This window comes from Azospirillum brasilense (genome assembly GCF_007827815.1).
Classification (GTDB): domain Bacteria; phylum Pseudomonadota; class Alphaproteobacteria; order Azospirillales; family Azospirillaceae; genus Azospirillum; species Azospirillum brasilense_C.
Window position 1 is genome coordinate 1 of record NZ_VITH01000022.1, and the last position, 19,444, is coordinate 19,444.

General features: G+C 68.9%; 14 protein-coding genes and 1 tRNA gene. 9 read left to right on the forward strand and 6 right to left on the reverse strand.

Translation table 11 applies throughout. The features are described 5' to 3' along the window. From FBZ83_RS28960 to FBZ83_RS28970, 3 genes are all read right to left on the reverse strand, one after another. Positions 1 to 233, reverse strand: a 233-nt coding sequence (locus FBZ83_RS28960) for a GntR family transcriptional regulator (RefSeq protein WP_145690216.1), incomplete at its 3' end; no start/stop codon positions are given. A 369-nt stretch (positions 234 to 602) separates the two neighbouring features. After that, entirely contained in the window at positions 603 to 2,666 is a 2,064-nt protein-coding gene (locus FBZ83_RS28965) for a putative bifunctional diguanylate cyclase/phosphodiesterase (RefSeq protein WP_145690217.1), read from the reverse strand. A 338-nt stretch (positions 2,667 to 3,004) separates the two neighbouring features. Beyond that, entirely contained in the window at positions 3,005 to 3,196 is a 192-nt protein-coding gene (locus FBZ83_RS28970; protein ID WP_079285642.1) for a zinc-finger domain-containing protein, read from the reverse strand. A 171-nt stretch (positions 3,197 to 3,367) separates the two neighbouring features. Between FBZ83_RS28970 and FBZ83_RS28975 the strand changes: the two genes are divergently transcribed. The 3 genes from FBZ83_RS28975 to FBZ83_RS28985 all read left to right on the forward strand — a co-directional run bounded on the left by FBZ83_RS28975 (position 3,368) and on the right by FBZ83_RS28985 (position 5,545). After that, entirely contained in the window at positions 3,368 to 4,381 is a 1,014-nt protein-coding gene (locus FBZ83_RS28975; protein WP_145690218.1) for an ABC transporter ATP-binding protein, read from the forward strand. Between the two features lie 13 nt (positions 4,382 to 4,394). Then, on the forward strand, positions 4,395 to 5,372 hold the full coding sequence (locus FBZ83_RS28980; RefSeq protein WP_145690219.1) for an alpha/beta fold hydrolase: 978 nt from the start codon (positions 4,395 to 4,397) through the stop codon (positions 5,370 to 5,372). Between the two features lie 96 nt (positions 5,373 to 5,468). Next, positions 5,469 to 5,545: transfer RNA gene (locus tag FBZ83_RS28985), tRNA-Arg, on the forward strand. 72 nt (positions 5,546 to 5,617) lie between these two features. On the opposite strand, the gene FBZ83_RS28990 is transcribed toward FBZ83_RS28985, so the two are convergent. Further along, complete coding sequence (locus tag FBZ83_RS28990) at positions 5,618 to 6,151, reverse strand: hypothetical protein (RefSeq protein WP_145690220.1); 534 nt, start codon at positions 6,149 to 6,151, stop codon at positions 5,618 to 5,620. Between the two features lie 166 nt (positions 6,152 to 6,317). On the opposite strand from FBZ83_RS28990, the gene FBZ83_RS28995 reads away from it, so the two are divergent. The 3 genes from FBZ83_RS28995 to FBZ83_RS29005 all read left to right on the forward strand — a co-directional run bounded on the left by FBZ83_RS28995 (position 6,318) and on the right by FBZ83_RS29005 (position 12,268). Then, complete coding sequence (locus FBZ83_RS28995) at positions 6,318 to 6,980, forward strand: DUF6766 family protein (protein WP_145690221.1); 663 nt, start codon at positions 6,318 to 6,320, stop codon at positions 6,978 to 6,980. A 100-nt stretch (positions 6,981 to 7,080) separates the two neighbouring features. Next, positions 7,081 to 9,990 (forward strand): DNA polymerase I, encoded by a 2,910-nt coding sequence (gene polA / locus FBZ83_RS29000; RefSeq protein ID WP_145690222.1) that lies wholly within the window; start codon positions 7,081 to 7,083, stop codon positions 9,988 to 9,990. 1 nt (position 9,991) lies between these two features. Continuing rightward, complete coding sequence (locus tag FBZ83_RS29005; protein ID WP_145690223.1) at positions 9,992 to 12,268, forward strand: CheR family methyltransferase; 2,277 nt, start codon at positions 9,992 to 9,994, stop codon at positions 12,266 to 12,268. A 31-nt stretch (positions 12,269 to 12,299) separates the two neighbouring features. Here the strand turns inward: FBZ83_RS29005 and FBZ83_RS29010 are convergent, their stop codons facing one another. Both FBZ83_RS29010 and FBZ83_RS29015 read right to left on the reverse strand, forming a co-directional pair. Then, positions 12,300 to 13,298 carry a chemotaxis protein CheB gene (locus FBZ83_RS29010; protein ID WP_145690224.1) on the reverse strand — a complete coding sequence of 333 codons (999 nt, stop codon included), beginning with the start codon at positions 13,296 to 13,298 and terminating at the stop codon, positions 12,300 to 12,302. A gap of 46 nt (positions 13,299 to 13,344) precedes the next feature. Then, positions 13,345 to 14,364, reverse strand: a complete 1,020-nt coding sequence (locus FBZ83_RS29015; RefSeq protein WP_145690225.1) for a chemotaxis protein CheB — start codon at positions 14,362 to 14,364, stop codon at positions 13,345 to 13,347. 140 nt (positions 14,365 to 14,504) lie between these two features. Here FBZ83_RS29015 and FBZ83_RS29020 point away from each other — a divergent pair, with 140 nt between their 5' ends. From FBZ83_RS29020 to FBZ83_RS29030, 3 genes are all read left to right on the forward strand, one after another. Beyond that, complete coding sequence (locus FBZ83_RS29020; protein ID WP_145690226.1) at positions 14,505 to 16,454, forward strand: ATP-binding response regulator; 1,950 nt, start codon at positions 14,505 to 14,507, stop codon at positions 16,452 to 16,454. A 164-nt stretch (positions 16,455 to 16,618) separates the two neighbouring features. Further along, a complete protein-coding gene (locus FBZ83_RS29025; protein ID WP_247888526.1) occupies positions 16,619 to 16,993 on the forward strand; it encodes a DUF2946 family protein in 375 nt (124 codons plus the stop codon). A 216-nt stretch (positions 16,994 to 17,209) separates the two neighbouring features. Next, positions 17,210 to 19,444, forward strand: a complete 2,235-nt coding sequence (locus FBZ83_RS29030) for a TonB-dependent receptor (protein WP_145690227.1) — start codon at positions 17,210 to 17,212, stop codon at positions 19,442 to 19,444.

Here is a 19,444-nt window from a genome sequence, read left to right on the forward strand (position 1 = left end):
CGCCGGGGCATGGAGCGGATGAAGCCCTCCTGCTCCAGCAGCGCCATGGCCTCGCGCACCGGGGTGCGGCTGACGCCCAGCGCCTCGCAGAGCTGGCGCTCGTCGAGGCGGATCTCGCTCGGCCCGCCGTAGATGTCCATCTGGGTGATGGCCTGGCGCAGCGACTGGTAGGCCTTGGCCTTGAAGCTCATCCCCTGATCGAGGGGTGCGACCGAGAAACTCATCGTCTGCATGGCTGTTCCCGTCCCTGACTCTTCTTTCCCCTTCACGTTGGAAGGGCCCCCGGCTGAAGGGGTTTGGGCCGCGGTTTCGTTGCCCCGGAGAAGGGAAGCGGCTTGGATTGGTGATACGGTATACCAGATACCACTAGCCCGCAAGCGATTATGTTCGCTCAGCGAACTGTTTCACGAACGCACTTGGAATTGGGGGGAATGTCGCGTCGGAGTTGCGGCGCGTTTGGGAGCTTTTGGAGGTACGCGCCCCCGCTGCCGGCGCGTCGATGACGCGACCGCCCCGCCGTCGCCGCCGTTGGACGGCGCTCGGTCGACCGGGGATTCCTCCAAGGGAGGCTCCGAGGATGAAAGCGCGATCGCGGGCCCCGGTTACCCGGCGTTCTCCACCAGGAAGCGCTCGAAGGCATCCACGTCCAGCGGACGGCTGATCAGGAAGCCCTGAATGCGCGTGCAGCGCTGGCGGCGCAGCATGTCCGCCTGCTCCTCCGTCTCCACCCCTTCGGCGATGGTGTCGAAGCCCAGGCTGTCGGCGAGGTTCACGATGGTGTTGACGATGGCCGGGTCGGTCGAGGACTGCACGATGTCGCGGACGAAGCTGCGGTCGATCTTCAGCGTGTTGATCGGGAACCGCTTCAGATAGGCCAGGGAGGAATAGCCGGTCCCGAAATCGTCGATGGACAGGCGGATGCCGATCCCCTTCAGCCCGTGCAGGATGGTCACCGCCTTCTCGATGTCGCCGATCATGGCGCCCTCGGTCAGCTCCAGCTCCAGCCGTTCGGGCGGCACGCCGCTGCGGTCCACCACGTCGCGGACGAAGTTCACCAGACGCGCGTCCTGGAACTGGCGCGGCGACAGGTTGACCGACACCGACGCGATGTCCAGCCCGGCGGCCAGCCAGCCGGCCAGCCGGCCGCAGGCCTCCCTCAAGGTCCAGGCGCCGATTTCCCAGATCAGCCCCGTCTCCTCGGCCAGCGGGATGAACTCCGCCGGACTGACGAGGCCGCGGACCGGATGCCGCCAGCGGATCAGCGCCTCCGCCCCGATCACCCGGTGGAAGCCGCGGCGCGGCATGTCCACCTTGGGCTGGAAATGCAGCTCGAACTCCTCGCCGGTCGCGGCGGCGCGGCGCAGGTCGCTTTCCAGCCCCAGCGTGAAGCCGGTGCGCTCGCGCATGCCCGCCTCGTAGAAGACGAACTTGCACTCCGGGTTGCGCTTGGCGTGGTACATGGCGAGGTCGGCGTTGCGCAGGAGCTGGTCCGCCGTCTCGCCGTCGTCCGGGAAGAAGGCGACGCCGATGGAGGCGCCGCAGAAAAGCTCCTGATTGTGGACGGCGAAGGGCTCGCCCATTGAATAGAGCACCTTCTCGACCAGCCGAGCGCCGGCGGCGCGGTCCACCGCGTCGGGCGCCACGATCAGGAACTCGTCGCCGCCCAGCCGGCCCACCGTGTCGGACACGCGCGTGCAGTTGCGCAGCCGCTTGGCCACCAGCTTCAGCAGGTCGTCGCCGGCGTGGTGGCCCAGCGTGTCGTTCACCTGCTTGAAGCGGTTGAGGTCGAGGAAGGCCACGGCGACCTTGGTGCGCATGCGCTGGGCGCGCACGATCGCCTCCTCCAGCCGCTCGCAGACCAGCCAGCGGTTGGGCAGGTCGGTCAGCCGGTCGAAGCTGGCCTGGTAGCGGATCTGGTGTTCCTGGTACTTGCGCTGGCTGATGTCGGCGAGCGTCAGCACGTAATGCTCCAGCACCCCGCCCGGCGCGCGCACCGCCGTGACCGACAGCGAGGCCGCGAAGGCGTCGCCGGAATGGCGGAAGCTGGTCACCTCGCCCTGCCAGCGGCCTTCCGTGCGGGCGGTGCGCCAGATGTCCTCGATGAAGGCGCGCTCGTGCGAGCCGGGGGCGAAGATCACCAGCGGGCGGTGGAGGAGCGCCTCGCGCTGGAAATCGGTCATCACCTCGTAGGCCGGGTTGACCGCCTGCACCGACAGGTCGGGGTCCACGATCAGGATGCCGTCGGCCACGCTGTCGAAGACGGTGGCGAGCAGCCGGATCTTCTCCTCGTGCTGCTTGCGCTCGGTGATGTCCTGGACGGTGCCTTCGTAATAGCGGATGCGGCCCTGCGGGTCGCGCACGCAGCGCGCGTTCTCCGAAATCCAGATGATCGAGCCGTCGTTGCGGAAGACCCGCGCCTCGAAGCTCTGCACCACGTCGCGCTCGGCCATCAGGCGGGCGAAGGCCTCGCGCTTGCCGGGATCGACGTAGAGCTGGCCGGCGATGTCCGTCAGGTTGTCGATCAGGTCGTCCGGCGAGCGGTAGCCGTAGATCCGCGCCAGCGCCGGGTTGACCCGCAAGTAACGCCCGTCCACCGTGGTCTGGTAGATGCCCTCGACCGCGTTCTCGAAAATACTTCTGTACTGCTCTTCCGTCTCTTGGCTCATGGATCGGGCCTCATCTGGCGCGAGAGCGTTGGCCTCTGGAAAAAGCATGCGGAGGACCTGAACGGGCAATTGCGATGGACGCCTCTTTTGCGCCGCAAAAAAGTAGAGGGCGGATCGCGACGCGCGTCAAGGCGGTTCGTTCTATATTTTTCACAATTGCAACAAAAGAAGCATATGACCGCGGCCGCCCACACGTTGCATCGTCGCAGCGTCGGGTGGCGGAAAGGCCACAGAATCACCTCGAATCACCGGTTCGGACCGCCGGCGAACAAAAAGGGCCGGATCGCTCCGGCCCTCGCTGCGTGCGGGATTCCGCCCTGTAAGAGGCGCCGCCGGGGTCAGTGCCCGTGCGTGCCCGTCTTCGCGCCTTCCTTCAGGACGAAGTGGCGCGAGCAGTAGGGGCACTCGACCTTCCCCTCGGCGCTCAGCGTCAGATAGACCAGCGGGTGGCCGAGCGCGCCACCACCACCGTCGCATCCGACGGTCAGAGTCTCGACTTCGATCGTTTCAATTGGCTGCATGGCAGACATCCTCCGCTTTGACACACGCGCGCGTTAACGCCATCGTTAAGATGCCCACCGAATGAGGCACGCGCGCGGGGTCGGATCATACCCAACGCGCCGGACGGATCAAGTGATTGGACAGTGATCGACCCCGGGGGTTCGGACTCGGGGCACGACTGGAAAGGCCCTTTCGACTCCATGGTTGCGAACGCCCCGCTGAACGCCGCCGCCCTGCCCGCCCACGTTGTCCCCGCCTACGCCGTGGAGGTGCGCGGCCTCACCAAGACCTACCAGGCCTCTGGAAAGGCCGGCCCGAAACAAGCCCTTAAGGGCATCGACCTGGCGATTCCGCGCGGTGCGGTGTTCGGGCTGCTGGGGCCGAACGGAGCGGGCAAGTCCACGCTCATCAACATCATGGCCGGACTGGTCAACAAGACCGGCGGCACGGTGTCGATCTGGGGAACCGACATCGACGCCCATCCGCGCCAAGCGCGGGCGTCGATCGGCGTGGTCCCCCAGGAACTGAACATGGACCCCTTTTTCACCCCGCGGGAAATGCTGGAGCTTCAGGCCGGCCTCTACGGCGTGCCCAAGGCCGAGCGCCGGACCGAGGAGCTGCTGGAGGCGGTGGGTCTGCGCGACAAGGCCGACGCCTACGCCCGGTCGCTGTCGGGCGGCATGAAGCGGCGGCTGATGGTGGCAAAGGCGATGGTGCACACCCCGCCCGTCCTGGTGCTGGACGAGCCGACCGCCGGCGTGGACGTGGAACTGCGCATCCAGCTGTGGGAGCATGTGCGCAAGCTGAACCGCGAGGGCTCGACGGTGCTGCTGACCACCCACTATCTGGAGGAGGCGCAGGAGCTGTGCGACTCCATCGCCATCATCAACCATGGCACGGTGGTGGCCTGCGAGCCGACGGCGACGCTGCTCCGCCGGGTGGACGCCAAGGCGCTGACCGTGCTGGTCGACCGCGACCTGGACGCCGTGCCGGCGGAGCTGTCCGCCTTCACCGCCGAACTGGCCGAGCCGCGGCGCCTGATCGTCCGCTATCAGCCGAGCCGCCAGCGGGTGGACGGCATCCTCGCCGCGCTGGCCGGGGCGGGGCTGGGGGTGGTCGACCTCAGCACCGAGGAGTCGGACCTGGAGGACATCTTCCTGCAATTGACCGGCGGCGCGCATGCCCGCAAGGAGATCGCGCACGATGCGGCGTAGGGCGGCCGGCCGGATGGCAAAACTGATCGTCGGGATCGGCCTTCTGCTGTCCGGCTGCACCGCGGCCTACCAGCCGATGGGCCTCCCCGTGGCCCAGCCGGCCCTGACCGACAGCGCCCTGGTCGCCGCCGACGGCTTCGAACTGCCGCTGCGGCGCTGGCTGCCCGAGGGCGGGGCGCCGCACGCGGTGGTTCTGGCCCTGCACGGCTACAACGATTATTCCAACGCCTTCGACGGGGCCGGTCGCAGCCTCGCCGCGCGGGGGATCGCGGTCTACGCCTACGACCAGCGGGGGTTCGGCGCCACGCGGAACACCGGCATCTGGCCGGGCACCGACACGCTGGTCGCCGACCTCAAGACCGCCGTCTCGCAGATCCACGCCCGCCATCCCGGCCTGCCGGTCTATCTGATGGGCGAGAGCATGGGCGGCGCCGTGGTGCTGGCGGCGATGACCAGCGCGACTCCGCCCGACGTGAACGGCACGGTCCTGGTCGCCCCCGCCGTCTGGGGCCGGGACGCGATGGGCTTCTTCCCGCGGGCCCTGCTCTGGCTCAGCTACAACATGGTGCCGGGGATGGTTGTGCACCCACCGAAGGACCTGAAGATCCAGGCGTCCGACAACATCGAGATGCTGCGCGCGCTGGGGCGCGACCCGCTGGTCATCAAGGGTTCCCGCGTCGATGCGCTGGAGGGGCTGACCGACCTGATGGGCACCGCCCTGGCCGCCTGCGGCCATCTGAAGGTGCCGTCCCTGGTGCTCTATGGCGCCCACGAGGAGGTGCTGCCGAAGACCCCGGTCAACCGCGCGGTCGAGGACTTCGAGTCCGGCGGGCGGCATGTGGTGGCGGTCTATCCCGACGGCTGGCACATGCTGCTGCGCGACCTGAAGGGTCAGGTGGTGGTCAACGACATCGCCGCCTGGATCGAGAACCCCAAGCAGCCCCTGGCCAGCGGCGCCGACCGCAATCGCAGCCTCCTGGCGGCGAAATAGGAGCGGATCGAAGCCCCTGCGGGGGTGTGAAAAAATGTCGAAAGGAGTGTTTGCACTGGCCGAGGGTTTTCGCTATGGTGCGCCTCCGCTGATGATGGACCCGTAGCTCAGCTGGATAGAGCGCTGCCCTCCGAAGGCAGAGGCCGATGGTTCGAATCCATTCGGGTCCGCCAGCGATTTCAAAGGCTTAGCCGCAATGCGGGCTAGGCCTTTTTTATTTGTATCCCCGCATTGCTGTTTGAACGCTACGCCAGCTCCCGGACAGCAGGGGCATGCTCGCGGGTGCCCGCCATCGGGTCCTCACCGGCCCGGCTCCGGTTCCCCCCTCCCATCAAATACGCGGCCGTCACCCCCGTCACCCCTCCCCACACCACATGGGCGGCCAGCATCAGGCCGTTGCGGGCGCGTGGATGGCGGGTTGCGGGGGTCAGGATACGCATCGCCGGAATCCAGCCGAGATAGCTGGCGCCCCAAACCGCGAGGCCGTAGCCGATCCCCGTCGTCACCGCCGGTCCGCCGGTCCGACGCGCGACCACCGGATACAGCGCCCCGGCGGCGGCGCCATAGCCGTAATGCAGGGCGAGCGTCAGGTTGCGGCGCTCCGGTTCGTCCAACGCGTCCATCAGGCCGGTCGGGCCAACGACGCGGTCGGTGATCAGGCGCGGCGGCAACGGGTAACGGTCCTTCTCCGGCAGGGCGCGGAACATCGCGCGCATGGCCGCCGTCATGGCGACCGTGCCGGCCAGCCCGGCGATGGCTCCAGCAGCGTATCGGTTCATGGTGGCTGGACCAAAGGTTGTTGTGTGGGACCACGGATCAACAGGACCGCGCCTTTCGAGGTTCCTGGCACGGGAACCGGGCCGCACCGCGGGGCGCCGGCGAAACCTCTTGCCCGGCCAAGCGTTGAACGGATCAGGGCGTGGCATCGGAATCAAGGTGCAGCACATGCGTCGCTTCCTGCGGGACAACGGACTGTCGGTCGCCTTGTTCGGGCTGTTCCTCGCCTCCATCGTCGGGCAGGTGCTGGCCGGGTGGCGGGCCCTGGCGGAGGAGCTTCACCTGCACGCCCAGCCGCCCGTCGGCTTCCTCGATTACCTGACCACCGGCCATTTCCTGTCGGCGACCTTCGAAAACTGGGAGAGCGAGTTCCTCCAGATGTCGGTCTATGTGCTGCTGACCGCCATCCTGGTCCAGAAGGGCTCATCGGAATCCAAGAAGCCGGGAGAGTCCAACCCGGAGGACGAAGCGCCCGAGCGTCGGCGCGGCGATCCCGACGCGCCCTGGCCGGTGCACCGGGGCGGCCTGCTGCTGCGGCTCTACTCCCACTCGCTCAGCGTCGCTCTGGTGACGCTGTTCGTGATGTCCTTCGTCCTGCATCTGGCGGGCAGCACGCGGCGTTCGAACGAGGAGGCGGCGTGGCACCACCAGCCCATCCGGACCATGGGCGAAACCCTCGCCGATCCGGAATTCTGGTACGAGAGCTTCCAGAACTGGCAAAGCGAGTTCCTGTCCATGGGGGTTCTGGTCGTGCTCGGCATCTATCTGCGCGAGCGCGGCTCCCCCGAATCCAAGCCGGTCGCCGCCCCCAACCGCCAAACCGGCGACTGACCGCACGGCCCTTCACGACCGGTCTTTTCGGGGGCGTCGGGCGCTCGACTCTCGGGCCGCCTTCGGCCATGGTATCGCCCCGAAGGGAAGAGGCCGCATCATGTCCGACGAAAAGACCACCGACACGCTCCAGACCGTCACCGACGCCCCCGCGCCCGCCGGGGACGGCAGCGGCCTGTATCTGGTGGACGGGTCGGGCTTCATCTTCCGGGCCTTCCATGCCCTGCCGATGCTGAACCGCCCGGACGGCACGCCGGTGAACGCGGTGCTGGGCTTCTCCAACATGCTGCTGAAGCTGCTGGCTGACCTCAAGGCCTCCGCGGTGGCGGTGGTCTTCGATTCGAAGCGGCTGAACTTCCGCAACGAGTTCTATCCCGAATACAAGGCCCACCGCCCGGAGCCGCCGGAGGAGCTGAAGCCCCAGTTCGCCCTGATCCGCGAGGCGACGGAGGCCTTCTGCCTGCCTTGCCTGGAGCTGGAGGGCTACGAGGCCGATGACCTGATCGCCACCTACGCGCGGCTGGCCAACGAGGCCGGGCGCGAGGTCACCATCGTGTCGTCCGACAAGGACATGATGCAGCTCGTCCGCCCCGGCGTGCGCATGCTCGACCCGCTGAAGAACAAGCCCATCGGCCCCGACGAGGTGTTCGAGAAGTTCGGCGTCGCCCCCGACCGGGTGGTGGACGTGCAGGCGCTGGCCGGCGACAGCGTCGACAACGTGCCGGGCGTGCCGGGCATCGGCGTGAAGACCGCGGCCCAGCTCATCACCGAATACGGCGACCTGGAATCGCTGCTGGCCCGCGCCGGCGAGATCAAGCAGCCGGCCCGCCGCCAGAAGCTGATCGACTTCGCGGAGCAGGCGCGGATCTCCCGCCGCCTCGTCCTGCTGGACGACCACGCCCCGCCGCCGAAGCCGCTGGAGGAGCTGCGCGTCCGCGAGCCCGACCACCAGAAGCTGATCGACTTCCTGCGCGCCCAGGGCTTCCGCACCATCGTCAGCCGCGTCGAGGCGGAGATGCGCAAGGACGGCACCATCGCCGACGGCGCGGTCCCCTCCGCCGCCACACCGTCTGCCGGCCCGGCCAGGACGGCCACCCCCTCCTCCGCTCCGGCGGCGGAGGCCGCCGCGCCGCGCAGCCGCCCTGCCCCGCCGACCGACGTCGAGCAGCGCTACGCGCTGGTGCAGGACCTCGACGCCCTGGCCGTCTGGCTGGAGCGCGCCCGAACCACCGGCGTCCTGGCCGTGGACACCGAGACCAACTCGCTGACCCCCGCCACGGCGACGCTGGTCGGCATCTCGCTGGCGACCGAGCCGGGGCTGGCCTGCTACATCCCGCTGGCCCATCAGGCCCCCAACGCCGCGGCCAGCGGGGAGCTGTCCTTCGAGACGCCGGAAGCGCCCAAGCAGATCCCGGCGGAGGACGCGCTGAAGGCCCTGAAGGAGGTGCTGGAGGACCCGGCGATCCTGAAGATCGGGCACAATTTCAAGTTCGACCATCAGCTGTTCGCCCGGCACGGCGTGCGCGTGTCGCCGGTCGACGACAGCATGCTGATCTCCTATGTGCTGGAGGGCGGCGCCCACGGCCACGGCATGGACGAACTGGCGGAGCTGCACCTCGCCCACACGACCATCCCCTACAAGGAGGTCTGCGGCACCGGGAAGAACCAGATCACCTTCGACCGCGTGCCGCTGGACAAGGCGCTGGCCTACGCCGCGGAGGACGCCGACATCACGCTGCGCCTGTGGCGGGTGCTGAAGCCGCGGCTGGTCGACGAGCGGATGGTCACCGTCTACGAGACGCTGGAGCGCCCGCTGGTCCCGGTGATCGCCGACATGGAATCCTGCGGCATCCGGGTGGACCGGGCGGCACTCGCCCGCCTCTCGCAGGACCTCGCCGTCCGCATGGCGGAGATCGAGAAGGAGGTGCATCAGCACGCCGGGCGCAGCTTCAACATCGGCTCGCCCAAGCAGCTCGGCGAGATCCTGTTCGACGAGATGAAGCTGGGCACCGGCAAGAAGGGCAAGACCGGCGCCTACTCCACCGATTCCAGCGTGCTGGAGGAGCTGGCGGAGCAGGGCCACGTCATCGCCCAGCGTGTGCTCGACTGGCGGCAGCTCGCCAAGCTGAAGAACACCTACACCGACGCGCTCCAGGCGCAGATCGTCGAGGGGACGGAACGGGTGCACACCGCCTTCGCCATGGCGGCGACCAACACCGGCCGCCTGTCCTCGACCGACCCGAACCTTCAGAACATCCCGGTCCGCACCGAGGAAGGGCGCAAGATTCGCCGCGCCTTCGTCGCCGCTCCCGGCCACAAGCTGATCTCCATCGACTATTCGCAGATCGAGCTGCGGCTGGTCGCCGAGATGGCCGACATCGCGGCGCTGAAACAGGCCTTCCAGGACGGCATCGACATTCACGCGGCCACCGCCAGCCAGGTCTTCGGTGTGCCGCTGGACCAGATGACCTCGGAGACCCGCCGCAAGGCCAAGGCGATCAACTTCGGCATCATCTACGGCATTTCCGGCTTCGGGCTGGGCCGCCAGCTCGGCATCGCGCCGGGTGAGGCCAACGCCTTCATCAAGGCCTATTTCGAGCGCTTCCACGAGCTGAAGGTATGGATGGAGGCGACCAAGGCCTTCGCCCGCCAGAACGGCCATGTGGTGACTCTGTTCGGACGGCGCTGTTACATCCCCGGCATCCACGACAAGAACGCCGCCCGCCGCGCCTTCGCGGAACGGCAGGCGATCAACGCGCCGATCCAGGGCACCGCCGCCGACATCATGAAGCGCGCCATGGCCCGCGTGCCCGATGCCTTGAAAGAAGCCGGCTTCGACGAGGTCCGCATGCTGCTCCAGGTGCACGACGAACTGCTGTTCGAGGCGCCGGAGGATCAGGCCGAGCGCGCCGCCGCCCTGGTGCGGCAGGTCATGGAAGGGGCCGCGACGCTCGGCGTGCCGCTGGTGGCCGACGCCGGCATCGGCGGCAATTGGGACGAGGCGCATTGAGATGTCCGGCAAGGAAGCCAGCGCCAAGGACCCCGCCGACCCCGAATTCGAGGCGCTGATCCGCTACATCCAGGAAAGCCGCGGCCTCGATTTTCGCGGCTACAAGCGCACCAGCCTGCAACGGCGCATCCGCCGCCGGATGGAGGAAGCCGGCTGCGAGGATTTCGCCGCCTACCACGGACTGCTGGAAGCCGACCCGCAGGAATTCATCCATCTCCTGAACACCGTGCTGATCAACGTGACCTCCTTCTTCCGCGACACCGAGTCGTGGGACGTGCTGCGGAAGGATGTGGTCCCACAGATCCTGGCGCAGCGGTCCGACCGCGACCCCATCCGCATCTGGAGCGCCGGCTGCGCGTCGGGGGAGGAGCCTTATTCCCTCGCCATGCTGCTCGCCGAGGCTCTGGGCAAGGACGCCTTCATCAACCGGGTGAAGATCTACGCCACCGACCTGGACGACGCGGCGCTGAACACCGCGCGGCACGCCATCTACTCGCCGCGCGACGTGGAAAGCGTGCCGCCCGCGTTGCTGGAGCGGTATTTCGAGCGCACCAACAACCACTATGTCTTCCAGCGCGAGCTGCGCAAATGCGTGATCTTCGGGCGGCACAATCTGGTGACCGACGCCCCGATCTCGCGCATCGACCTGCTGGTCTGCCGCAACCTGCTGATCTATCTGGAAAGCGACACCCAGAACATCGTCCTGCCGCGTCTTCACTACGCGCTGACCAGCGACGGCGTCCTGTTCCTCGGCAAGGCGGAGACCCAGCTCGCCCGCTCCAAGATGTTCGAGCCGGTGAACCTGAAGAGCCGCATCTTCCGCAAGGTGCCGCAGGAATGGCGGCGCAGCCTGGGCGGCAGCCTGACCATCGCGCCGGAGAACAACAACCACCGGCAGAGCTTCCAGAGCCGGCTGATGGAAGGCATCGTGGACAGCAGCGCCACCGCCTATCTGTCGGTCAACGGCGACGGCATCCTCGTCTTCGCCAACGCCATGGCCCGGCGCCTTCTCGACGTGGGCGAGATCGACATCGGCCGCCCGTTCCAGGACCTGTCGATCTCCTACCGCCCGGCGGAGCTGCGCTCGCGCATCGAGGAGGTGCAGAAGACCGGGCGCGTGGTGCGCATCGAGCATCAGGAATTCGCCCGCCCGCCGGGCGAACCGATGCGCCTGACCATCGAAATCTCCCTGCTCTACGGGCGCGACGGCAAGCCCTTCGCGACGCTGCTCGGCTTCACCGACACCAGCCGGCATTTCCAGGTGCAGCAGGAGCTGGAGGCGGCCCAGGAGAGCCTGGAGACGACAATCGAGGAGCTGCAAAGCTCCAACGAGGAGCTGGAGACGACCAACGAGGAGCTCCAGTCCACCAACGAGGAGTTGGAAACCACCAACGAGGAACTCCAGTCCACCAACGAGGAGCTGGAGACCATGAACGAGGAGCTGCGCTCCGCGAACGAGGAGCTGGAGGTCGCCAACGAGGAGCTGCGCCGCCAGGGCGAGGAGTCCGGGGAGTTCCGCCGCTACTCGGAATCGGTCCTGCGCAGCATGGACGTGGGCATCATCGTCCTGGACCAGGATTTGCGCGTGCGCTCCTGGAACCGCTGGGGCGAGAACATGTGGGGCCTGCGCGCCGAGGAGGTGCAGGACGAGGAGTTCCTCGACCTCGACATCGGCCTGCCGGTGCACCGGCTCCGCCTCGACCTGGAGAGGGTCCTGCACAGCGAGGCGCCGCAGACGCCCGTCATGCTGAACGCCGTGGACCGGCGCGGCCGCGCGGTGACCTGCCGGGTCCGGCTCTCCCCGCTGCTGTACGAGGCGCGGGAGGCTCGCGGCGTCGTCCTGATCTTCGAGGACGTGACCGAGCAGACCCGGACCGAGGCCTTCGCCGGCTATCTCGGACGGATCATCGGCGAATCCCTGAACGAGGTTTATTTCCTGGACCCGTCCAGCTTCCGTTTTCTGCTGGTGAACCGCGGCGCCGAGACCAAGCTAGGCTACAAGCTGGAGCATCTGAAACGGTTGGCCGTGCACGATCTGATGCCCGAGGTGCCGGTGGAGCGCTTCCGGGCGCTCGTGGCGCCTCTTCTCTCGGGCGACAAGGAGGAGGTGGTCTTCGAGACGGTGATGCAGGGCAGCCAGCGCGGCCCCCATCCGGTCGAGGTCTGCCTTCAGCATTTCGGCGGGGAACAGCCGCCGATCCTCGTCGCCATGGTGCACGACACCACCGAACGCCAGCATCTCGGCACGGAGGGCGGCGAGAAGGCGGAGGCGGGGTAAGGAGCCGGGAAAGGGGCCGAGCGGGGGCGGGTCAGAACCGGTCGGGCGCGCCGCCGCGTCCGGGGTGGAAAGGGGGGCGAATCCACTCCTCGCCAAGGAAGCGGATCAGCACCTCCGCGCGCTCGTGCGCTTCGCGCCCGGCCTCGTCCCACCGCTTGGCGGACAGCGCCTGCCCCATGCCCTGCGCCGTCTCGGCAAGGCGCCGGCACAGGGCGGCGCGTTCGTTCAAAGCCCGCAGCGCCACCTCGAACGCCTGCTCCATCCTGTGAAGCTGCGCCTCCTCCATGCTGTCGGCGCCGTAGCGGTGGCCGATGTGGCAGGTGAAGTAGGGCAGCGTGTCCACCCTGGTCTCGCGGAGCGCCCCTCCGCAATCCGGGCAGGTCAGGGCAGCCGGCCTGTTCAAGTCGTATATGCCTTCCATAGGCGTCTCCTTGGATGCCGCGGGCGGTGTGGCGTCCGCATCGCGTTCCGCAACCAGCCGGACGAGCAGTGCCCCCATGGCCGCCGCCGGCACGCAGTGATCGACCGCAAGGTGGTCGAGCGCGCTGCGCGGCATGCCGGGATACCACGCGTCCGCCGGATCCTGCACCACGGCGACACCGCCCCGCCGCTTGATCTCGGCAAGGCCCGCCGTGCCGTCGTTTAACGCCCCCGACAGGACCACGCCGATGACCGCCGGTCCGCAAGCCCGCGCGGCGGACCGGAACAGCGGGTCGACGGCGGGCCGGGTGCCGTTCTCGCGCGGCCCGCGCGACAGGCACAGGCGCCCGGACAATTCCACCACCAGATGGCACCCCGGCGGCGCCACGTAAATGCGTCCGCATCGGAGCGCCTCCCGGTCCGTGGCGTGGCTGGCCGGAAGCGGCCCGGCCCGGTCGAGGATGGACGGCGCGGCGCTGGGCCGGTCCCCGATGTGCAGGACGACACACACCGCCGCGCGCAGCCCGCCCGGCAAGCCGCCGACCAGGGCCTCCAGCGCCTCCAGCCCACCCGCCGACGCACCGACCACGATCAGGGCATTGTCCCTCATGATGCCCCAGCCTTTGCCCGTTCCGCATCGGCTGGAGGCGCTGTCATCAATCCTCCCCTTCCCCGGCCATGCTGCCCGCCAACGCCTGCCCCTGCTTCGACAGCACCTCCTTCAGCATCGCCACGGTGCGCTCGGCCTCCCAGGCGGACTTGGTCCATTGGGCCTCGACGGTGGCGTGGCCGTGCTCACGGGCCCGCTCGGCCAGGCGCCGGAACATGATGGCGCGGTCCTGGTGGGTGCGCAGGGCGACCCAGATGGCCTTCTCGATCGACTCCCGATGGGCTTCCGCCAGTGTCTCGGGGCCGTAGGCGTGGCCGACCTTGCAGCGGAAGCGCAGCAGCGGGCCATCCTCGATCTCCACCAGATTGCCGCCGCAATCGGGGCAGCTCAGCGTGCTCGGCTTGCCGACGGAGGCGGTGAGTTCCGGCACCGCGTCGAACTCGTTCTCCGGGACGCGCGCCTCCATCGCGATGTCGTCGGGCACCGGCACCGGGGGTCCGGACGGCTCGTTCAGCAGGCGGCTCAGCAGCGTCGGCAGGTCGGACAGCGGGGCGCAGGCATCCACGGAAGTGTGCCGCATGGCGTTGCGCGGCATGTCCGGCCATTCGGCATCGTCCGGGTCCTGGACCAGCGCCAGCCCGCCGCAGCGCTTGACCGCGCGCAGCCCGGCGGTTCCATCGTCCAGCGTGCCGGTCAGGATCAGCCCCACCGCCCGCACCCCATAAGCGACCGCCAACGACCGGAACAGCGGATCGATGGCCGGGCGGCAGCGGTTCTCCCGCGCCCCGCGGCGCACCAGCGCGCAGCCGTCCTTGACGAGCAGATGATGATCGGGCGGGGCGACGTGGATCCAGCCCTCCCGCACCGGCTCGCCATCCTCGGGATGGAAGGCGGGAAGCCAGCCGGCGCGCGACAGCAGAACCGGCAGCACGCTGTGCGTGGCACCGATGTGCTGCACGACGAAGACTGTGGCCGTCACGTCGCGCGGCATGGCCGCGAACAGCCTCCGCAGGGCGGTGATCCCACCGGCGGAGGCCCCGATGGCCAGGATGTCCCTCTTATCCATGGGTCGGGCACAACCGTTTTTGCATGCAAAGCACCAACAGCGCTTCGGCGGGGAAATCCCGGCTTTGGTCTTATAACTTTTCCACGTGCGCGCTGTTGTGCGGTCTGTGCAATCATTCGTTCCCAGCGAAGGGGGAGGGCTTGGGCAGATCGGCATCCATCCATGCGGGGGACGAGGCGCGCGAGTCCGAGCGTGAATCGTTGCTCCAGCGCGTCGCGGAACTGGACCGGAGCCTGGAACAGGCCCTGGTGACGGCGGAGGATGCCCAGGAGGAAACCCGCCTTCTCGCCGCCGACCGGCTTCAGATGGAAGAGGAGATGACCGCGCAGCGGCATGAGATCGCCGCGTTGCGCGAACGCCTCACCCTGTCGGAAACCCGCCGCGCGGAGCTGCTCGACGCCCTGGCGGATTCCGACCAGCGCTTGAACACGCTCCGCCGGGACGAAAGCCATCTGTCGGAGGAACTCCAGACCTCCTACGAGGAGCTTCAGGTCCTCACCGAGGAACTGGAGGAGGCCAACGCCGATCTGGAGCAGCGGGTCGAGGAGCGCACGGCCCAGCTCGCCGAGAGCGAGCGGCGGTTCCGCACCCTGTTCGAGGCGATGGACGAGGGGTTCCTCCTCGCCGACGTCCTGTTCGACGGCGACCGGCCGGCGGATGTCCTCCATCTGGAGATGAATCCCGCGGCGCAGCGCATGATGGGGGAGGACTTCGTGGGGCGGCGGCTGCGCGAGATCAGCCCGGCCTTCGAGGATCAATGGTACGAGGTGTTCGGCCGCGCCGCCCGTGATGGGGAACCAACGCGGACGGAGCTGTACGCCGGTCCGCTGGAGAAGTGGCTCAGCTTCTACGTCTTCAAGGTCGGCGCCCCCGAGCAGCGCCGCATCGCCGTGATCTTCCGCGACGTGACCGAGCGGAAGCGGACGCAGGAGCAGCTGAAGCGCGCCAAGGAAGCCGCCGAGGCGGCGAACCGGGCCAAGACCAAGTTCCTCGCCGCGGCCAGCCACGACCTGCGCCAGCCGATCCAGGCGGCGGCCCTCTACGCCCACGTCCTGCTCGGCTCGGTCGGCGCCGACCCGATCGCCCAGGAATCGCTCAACCGGCTGAAGGCGTCCATCGACAGCCTGAACGGCATGCTGAGCGGGCTGCTCGACCTGTCCCGGCTGGAGGCCGGCGTCATCGAGGTGTCGGTCGCAGACTTCTCCCCCACCGCCCTGATGACCCGTCTGACCGAGGAATTCCGCAGCGTGGCCGAGGCCTCGTCCATCGAATTGCGCTGCCAGCCCAGCCGCCTTGCGGTGTGCACCGATCCGCACCTTCTGGAACGGATGCTGCGCAATCTGCTGTCCAACGCCATCGCCCATGGCCGGCCGAAGGGAACGGACGGCAAAGGAATGGATGGCCGAGGCCGGGTGCTGGTCGGATGCCGCCGCCGGGCGGATGGGGTCGAGTTCCAGGTGTGGGACAACGGGCCGGGCATCCCCGAGGACGCCCGCGAGGCCATCTTCGAGGAGTTCCGCCAGCTCAAAAACCCGGAGCGCAACGCCACCCAGGGCTTCGGGTTGGGGCTGTCCATCGTGTCGCGCATCGCCCACCTGCTGGGAACGGAGGTGACGTTGCGCTCGTGGGTCGGGTCGGGTTCGGTCTTCTCCGTGACGGTGCCCTACGCCCGCAAGCCGGCCACCGGCGCCGCGGCGGTGCCGGCCGTCAGCCGGGAACCGCGGCTGAAGGGGCGCACGGTGCTGCTGGTCGAGGACGACGAGCAGGTCCGCCGCAGCATGACCATGATGCTGAAGCGCTGGGGCCTGCGCGTGGTCGCCGTGTCCTCGGCGGGGGAGCTGGCCGCGACGCTGCCCAGCCTGCGGCGCCCCCATGTGGTGCTGACCGACTACCGTCTGCCGGGCGGCGACTCCGGGCGTTCGGTGGTCGAGCTGGTGCGCCAGCGCTGGCCGGTGCCGGGCATCATCATCACCGGCGACACCGCCCCGGAACGCTTGCGCGAGGCGATGTCGCTCGGCTGCCGCCTGCTGCACAAGCCGGTGCTGCCCGCCGATCTGGCCGGCGCGCTGGGCGAGGTGTTGCCCTCCTGAGGTCGCGTTCCGGCGTCGGGGTGCGACCAATGGTCCATTGCCCCTTCGGCTTAGCCCGATTAGCCTAACCCCTTGCTCGGATAAAGGGGTTCGCCCGGGACATGCGGGTTTCGCTCGGAAGCATCGGACGCAGGCTGGGCCGCGCCGCCGTGATGGCGGGCGGTATGGCCTTGCTGCTGCAGCTTCTCGGCTGGGCCTTCCTGGTCCCGGTGGTCAACGCCGCGACCGGCGAGACGGTCATGATCTGCACGCCGCAGGGCATGGCCTCCATCACCCTCCCCGACGGCCCACCGCCCCAATCCCTGCTTCCGGCCCAGATCCCGGCCCAGATCCCGGACGGCAAGCCCACGCTGTCCATGGGCGAGGACTGCCCGGTCTGCGGGCTGGTCGCCGTCCTCACCGCACCGCCCCCGCCGTTGACCGTGGTGCTTCCGGTTTCCGTCGTCGCCCACAGCTCCATCGGGCTGCCTGGCCAGCACATCGCCGCCGGCTGGTTCCTGTCGCGGTTGAAGGCCCGAGCGCCCCCGGCCCTCGTCTGACCACCCCCGGCACGCGCCCTGTGATCGCCGCGCCCGGCTGTTGAGCCCGGCGGCGCGGCCCTCCCGGCCGTGCCCACCCTCATCCGTCACGCCAGCCTCCGCACCGCAACCCGCCGGTCGCGATCCCTTGCGCCGATTGTCGCGCGGATCGACGGCCGGGCGGGATCGCAAAGCTGCGCCGATTTTCACTCGTCCCTTGTCGAGAACGAGCCCCCGATGATTCGCCTGACCACCGCCGCCGCCGCGGCGAACGCCCCCCGTTTGTCCAAGCGCCTTCTCGCCTCCACCGCCCTTCTGACGGCGGTCCTCGCCGCTCTCGGCGCGCCGGCCGCAGCCCAGACCCCGCAGGCCCTGCCCGCCGTCCCGGTCGAGACGGACACCGCCTCCGCCGCCACGGCGCCGGAGACGGGTCTGTCCCGGCCGCTCGGCGCCGGCACGCTCGACGCCGCCGAAATCGCCAGCCGTAAGCTGGCCAGCCCGGACGCCGCGGCGCTGCTGCGCAGCCTGCCGGGCGTGTCGCTCTACAGCGCGGGCGGCTTCTCCAGCCTGCCGGCGCTGAACGGTCTGGCCGACGACCGCGTGCGCGTCCAGCTCGACGGCATGCCGATGACCGCCGCCTGCGCCAACCACATGAACGCGCCGCTGTCCTACGCCGACCCCACCATCATCGGCGCCATCGAGGCCATCGCCGGGGTCACCCCGGTCAGCAAGGGCGGCGACAGCATCGCCGGCACCGTCTCGGTGACCAGCAAGCCCCCCGTCTACGCCCAGCCCGGCGAGCCGATCCACGGCGAGGGCAGCCTGTCCACCGTCTACCGCTCGAACGGCAACGGCACCACCCTGTCCGGCACCGCCACCACGGCGACCGAGCGGTTCAGCCTGCGCTACACCGGCGCCTGGAGCCGGGCGGACGATTACGAGGACGGCGACGGGGACAAGGTCCGCTCCACCCTCTACAACGTGCAGAACCACGCGCTGTCGGCCAGCGCGCGCAAGGACGGGCACGAAATCACCCTGTCCGGCGGCTACCAGTATTCGCCTTATTCCGGCTTCGCGAACCAGCGCATGGACATGACGCTGAACCGCGGCACCACGCTGAACGGCCATTACAAGGGCGAGTTCGACTGGGGCACGCTGGACGGCCGCGCCTTCTGGCAGCGCACCGTCCACGCCATGAATTTCCTGCACGACAAGGGCGGCGCCGACCGCGGCGGCATGCCGATGAACACGGACTCGCACGAGATGGGCTACGCCGTCTCGGCGGAGGTTCCGCTGTCGGCGCAGGACACGCTGCGCGTCGGCAACGAGCTGGTCCGCTACCGCATCGACGACTGGTGGCCGCCGGTCGCCGGGGCGGCGATGATGTCGCCGCTGACCTTCGTGAACCTGAACGACGCGCGGCGCGACCGGCTGGGCACCTTCGCCGAGTGGGAGAAGCGCTGGACCCCGGCCTGGACCTCGCTGCTCGGCATGCGCAACGACGTGGTGTGGATGGAGAACGGGCCGGTCCAGCCCTATTCCTGGGCCAACACAATCGGCATGGGCATGATGGGCATGGCGAACCCGGACGCGGCGGCGGCGCGGGCCTTCAACCGGGGTGACCGCTCCAAGACCGACGTGAACGTCGACGCCACGGCGCTGCTCCGCTTCGCGCCGTCCGCGTCGGAACGCTACGAGCTGGGCTTCGCCCGCAAGACCCGCTCGCCCAACCTGTACGAGCGCTTCGCCTGGGGCACCGGGGGCATGTCCTCCACCATGATCGGCTGGTACGGCGACGCCAACGGCTATGTCGGCAACCCGGACCTGAAGCCGGAGACCGCCTACACGGTCGGCGCCACCGCCGCCTGGCAGGACGCCGGGGCCAAGCGCTGGTCGGTCAAGATCACGCCCTATTATTCGCACGTCGAGAACTTCATCGACGCCGACCGCATCGGCACCCTGTCGAACGGCTTCGTCCAGCTGCGCTTCGCCAACCACGCGGCGGAGCTCTACGGCATCAACGCCGAGGGCCGCAGCACCGTCCACCAGGACGAGCGGCTGGGCGAGTTCACGGTGGGTGCCGTGGTCAGCTACGTCCGCGGCCGCAACCTCGACACCGGGCGCGACCTCTATCACATCATGCCGCTGAACGGGACGATCGACCTCGGCCACCGGCTGGGCGACTGGAGCAGCGTCCTGGAGTTCCAGATGGTCGGGCGCAAGTTCCTGGTCGATTCCGGGCGGAACGAGCCGGAAACCCCCAGCTACGCCCTGGTCAACCTGCGCACCGGCTACGTCTGGGGCAACCTGCGCGCCGACGTCGGGATCGAGAACCTGTTCGACGCCCACTACGACCTGCCGCTGGGCGGCGTCGATTACGGCGACTTCCGCGCCAGCGGCAACCGCCAGCCGATCGGCGCGCTGGCTGGCATGGGGCGGTCCTTCAACCTCGGCCTGACCATGGCCTTCTGA

Bases quoted from the DNA above. Each gene is read 5' to 3' on its own strand.
- FBZ83_RS28980 (WP_145690219.1), top strand. From the start codon at position 4,395: ATGGCAAAACTGATCGTCGGGATCGGCCTTCTGCTGTCCGGCTGCACC.
- FBZ83_RS29005 (WP_145690223.1), top strand. From the start codon at position 9,992: ATGTCCGGCAAGGAAGCCAGCGCCAAGGACCCCGCCGACCCCGAATTC.
- FBZ83_RS28995 (WP_145690221.1), top strand. From the start codon at position 6,318: ATGCGTCGCTTCCTGCGGGACAACGGACTGTCGGTCGCCTTGTTCGGG.
- FBZ83_RS29030 (WP_145690227.1), top strand. From the start codon at position 17,210: ATGATTCGCCTGACCACCGCCGCCGCCGCGGCGAACGCCCCCCGTTTG.
- FBZ83_RS29010 (WP_145690224.1), bottom strand. From the start codon at position 13,298: ATGAGGGACAATGCCCTGATCGTGGTCGGTGCGTCGGCGGGTGGGCTG.
- FBZ83_RS28965 (WP_145690217.1), bottom strand. From the start codon at position 2,666: ATGAGCCAAGAGACGGAAGAGCAGTACAGAAGTATTTTCGAGAACGCG.
- polA (WP_145690222.1), top strand. From the start codon at position 7,081: ATGTCCGACGAAAAGACCACCGACACGCTCCAGACCGTCACCGACGCC.
- FBZ83_RS29015 (WP_145690225.1), bottom strand. From the start codon at position 14,364: ATGGATAAGAGGGACATCCTGGCCATCGGGGCCTCCGCCGGTGGGATC.
- FBZ83_RS28975 (WP_145690218.1), top strand. From the start codon at position 3,368: ATGGTTGCGAACGCCCCGCTGAACGCCGCCGCCCTGCCCGCCCACGTT.
- FBZ83_RS29025 (WP_247888526.1), top strand. From the start codon at position 16,619: ATGGCCTTGCTGCTGCAGCTTCTCGGCTGGGCCTTCCTGGTCCCGGTG.
- FBZ83_RS28970 (WP_079285642.1), bottom strand. From the start codon at position 3,196: ATGTCTGCCATGCAGCCAATTGAAACGATCGAAGTCGAGACTCTGACC.
- FBZ83_RS28990 (WP_145690220.1), bottom strand. From the start codon at position 6,151: ATGAACCGATACGCTGCTGGAGCCATCGCCGGGCTGGCCGGCACGGTC.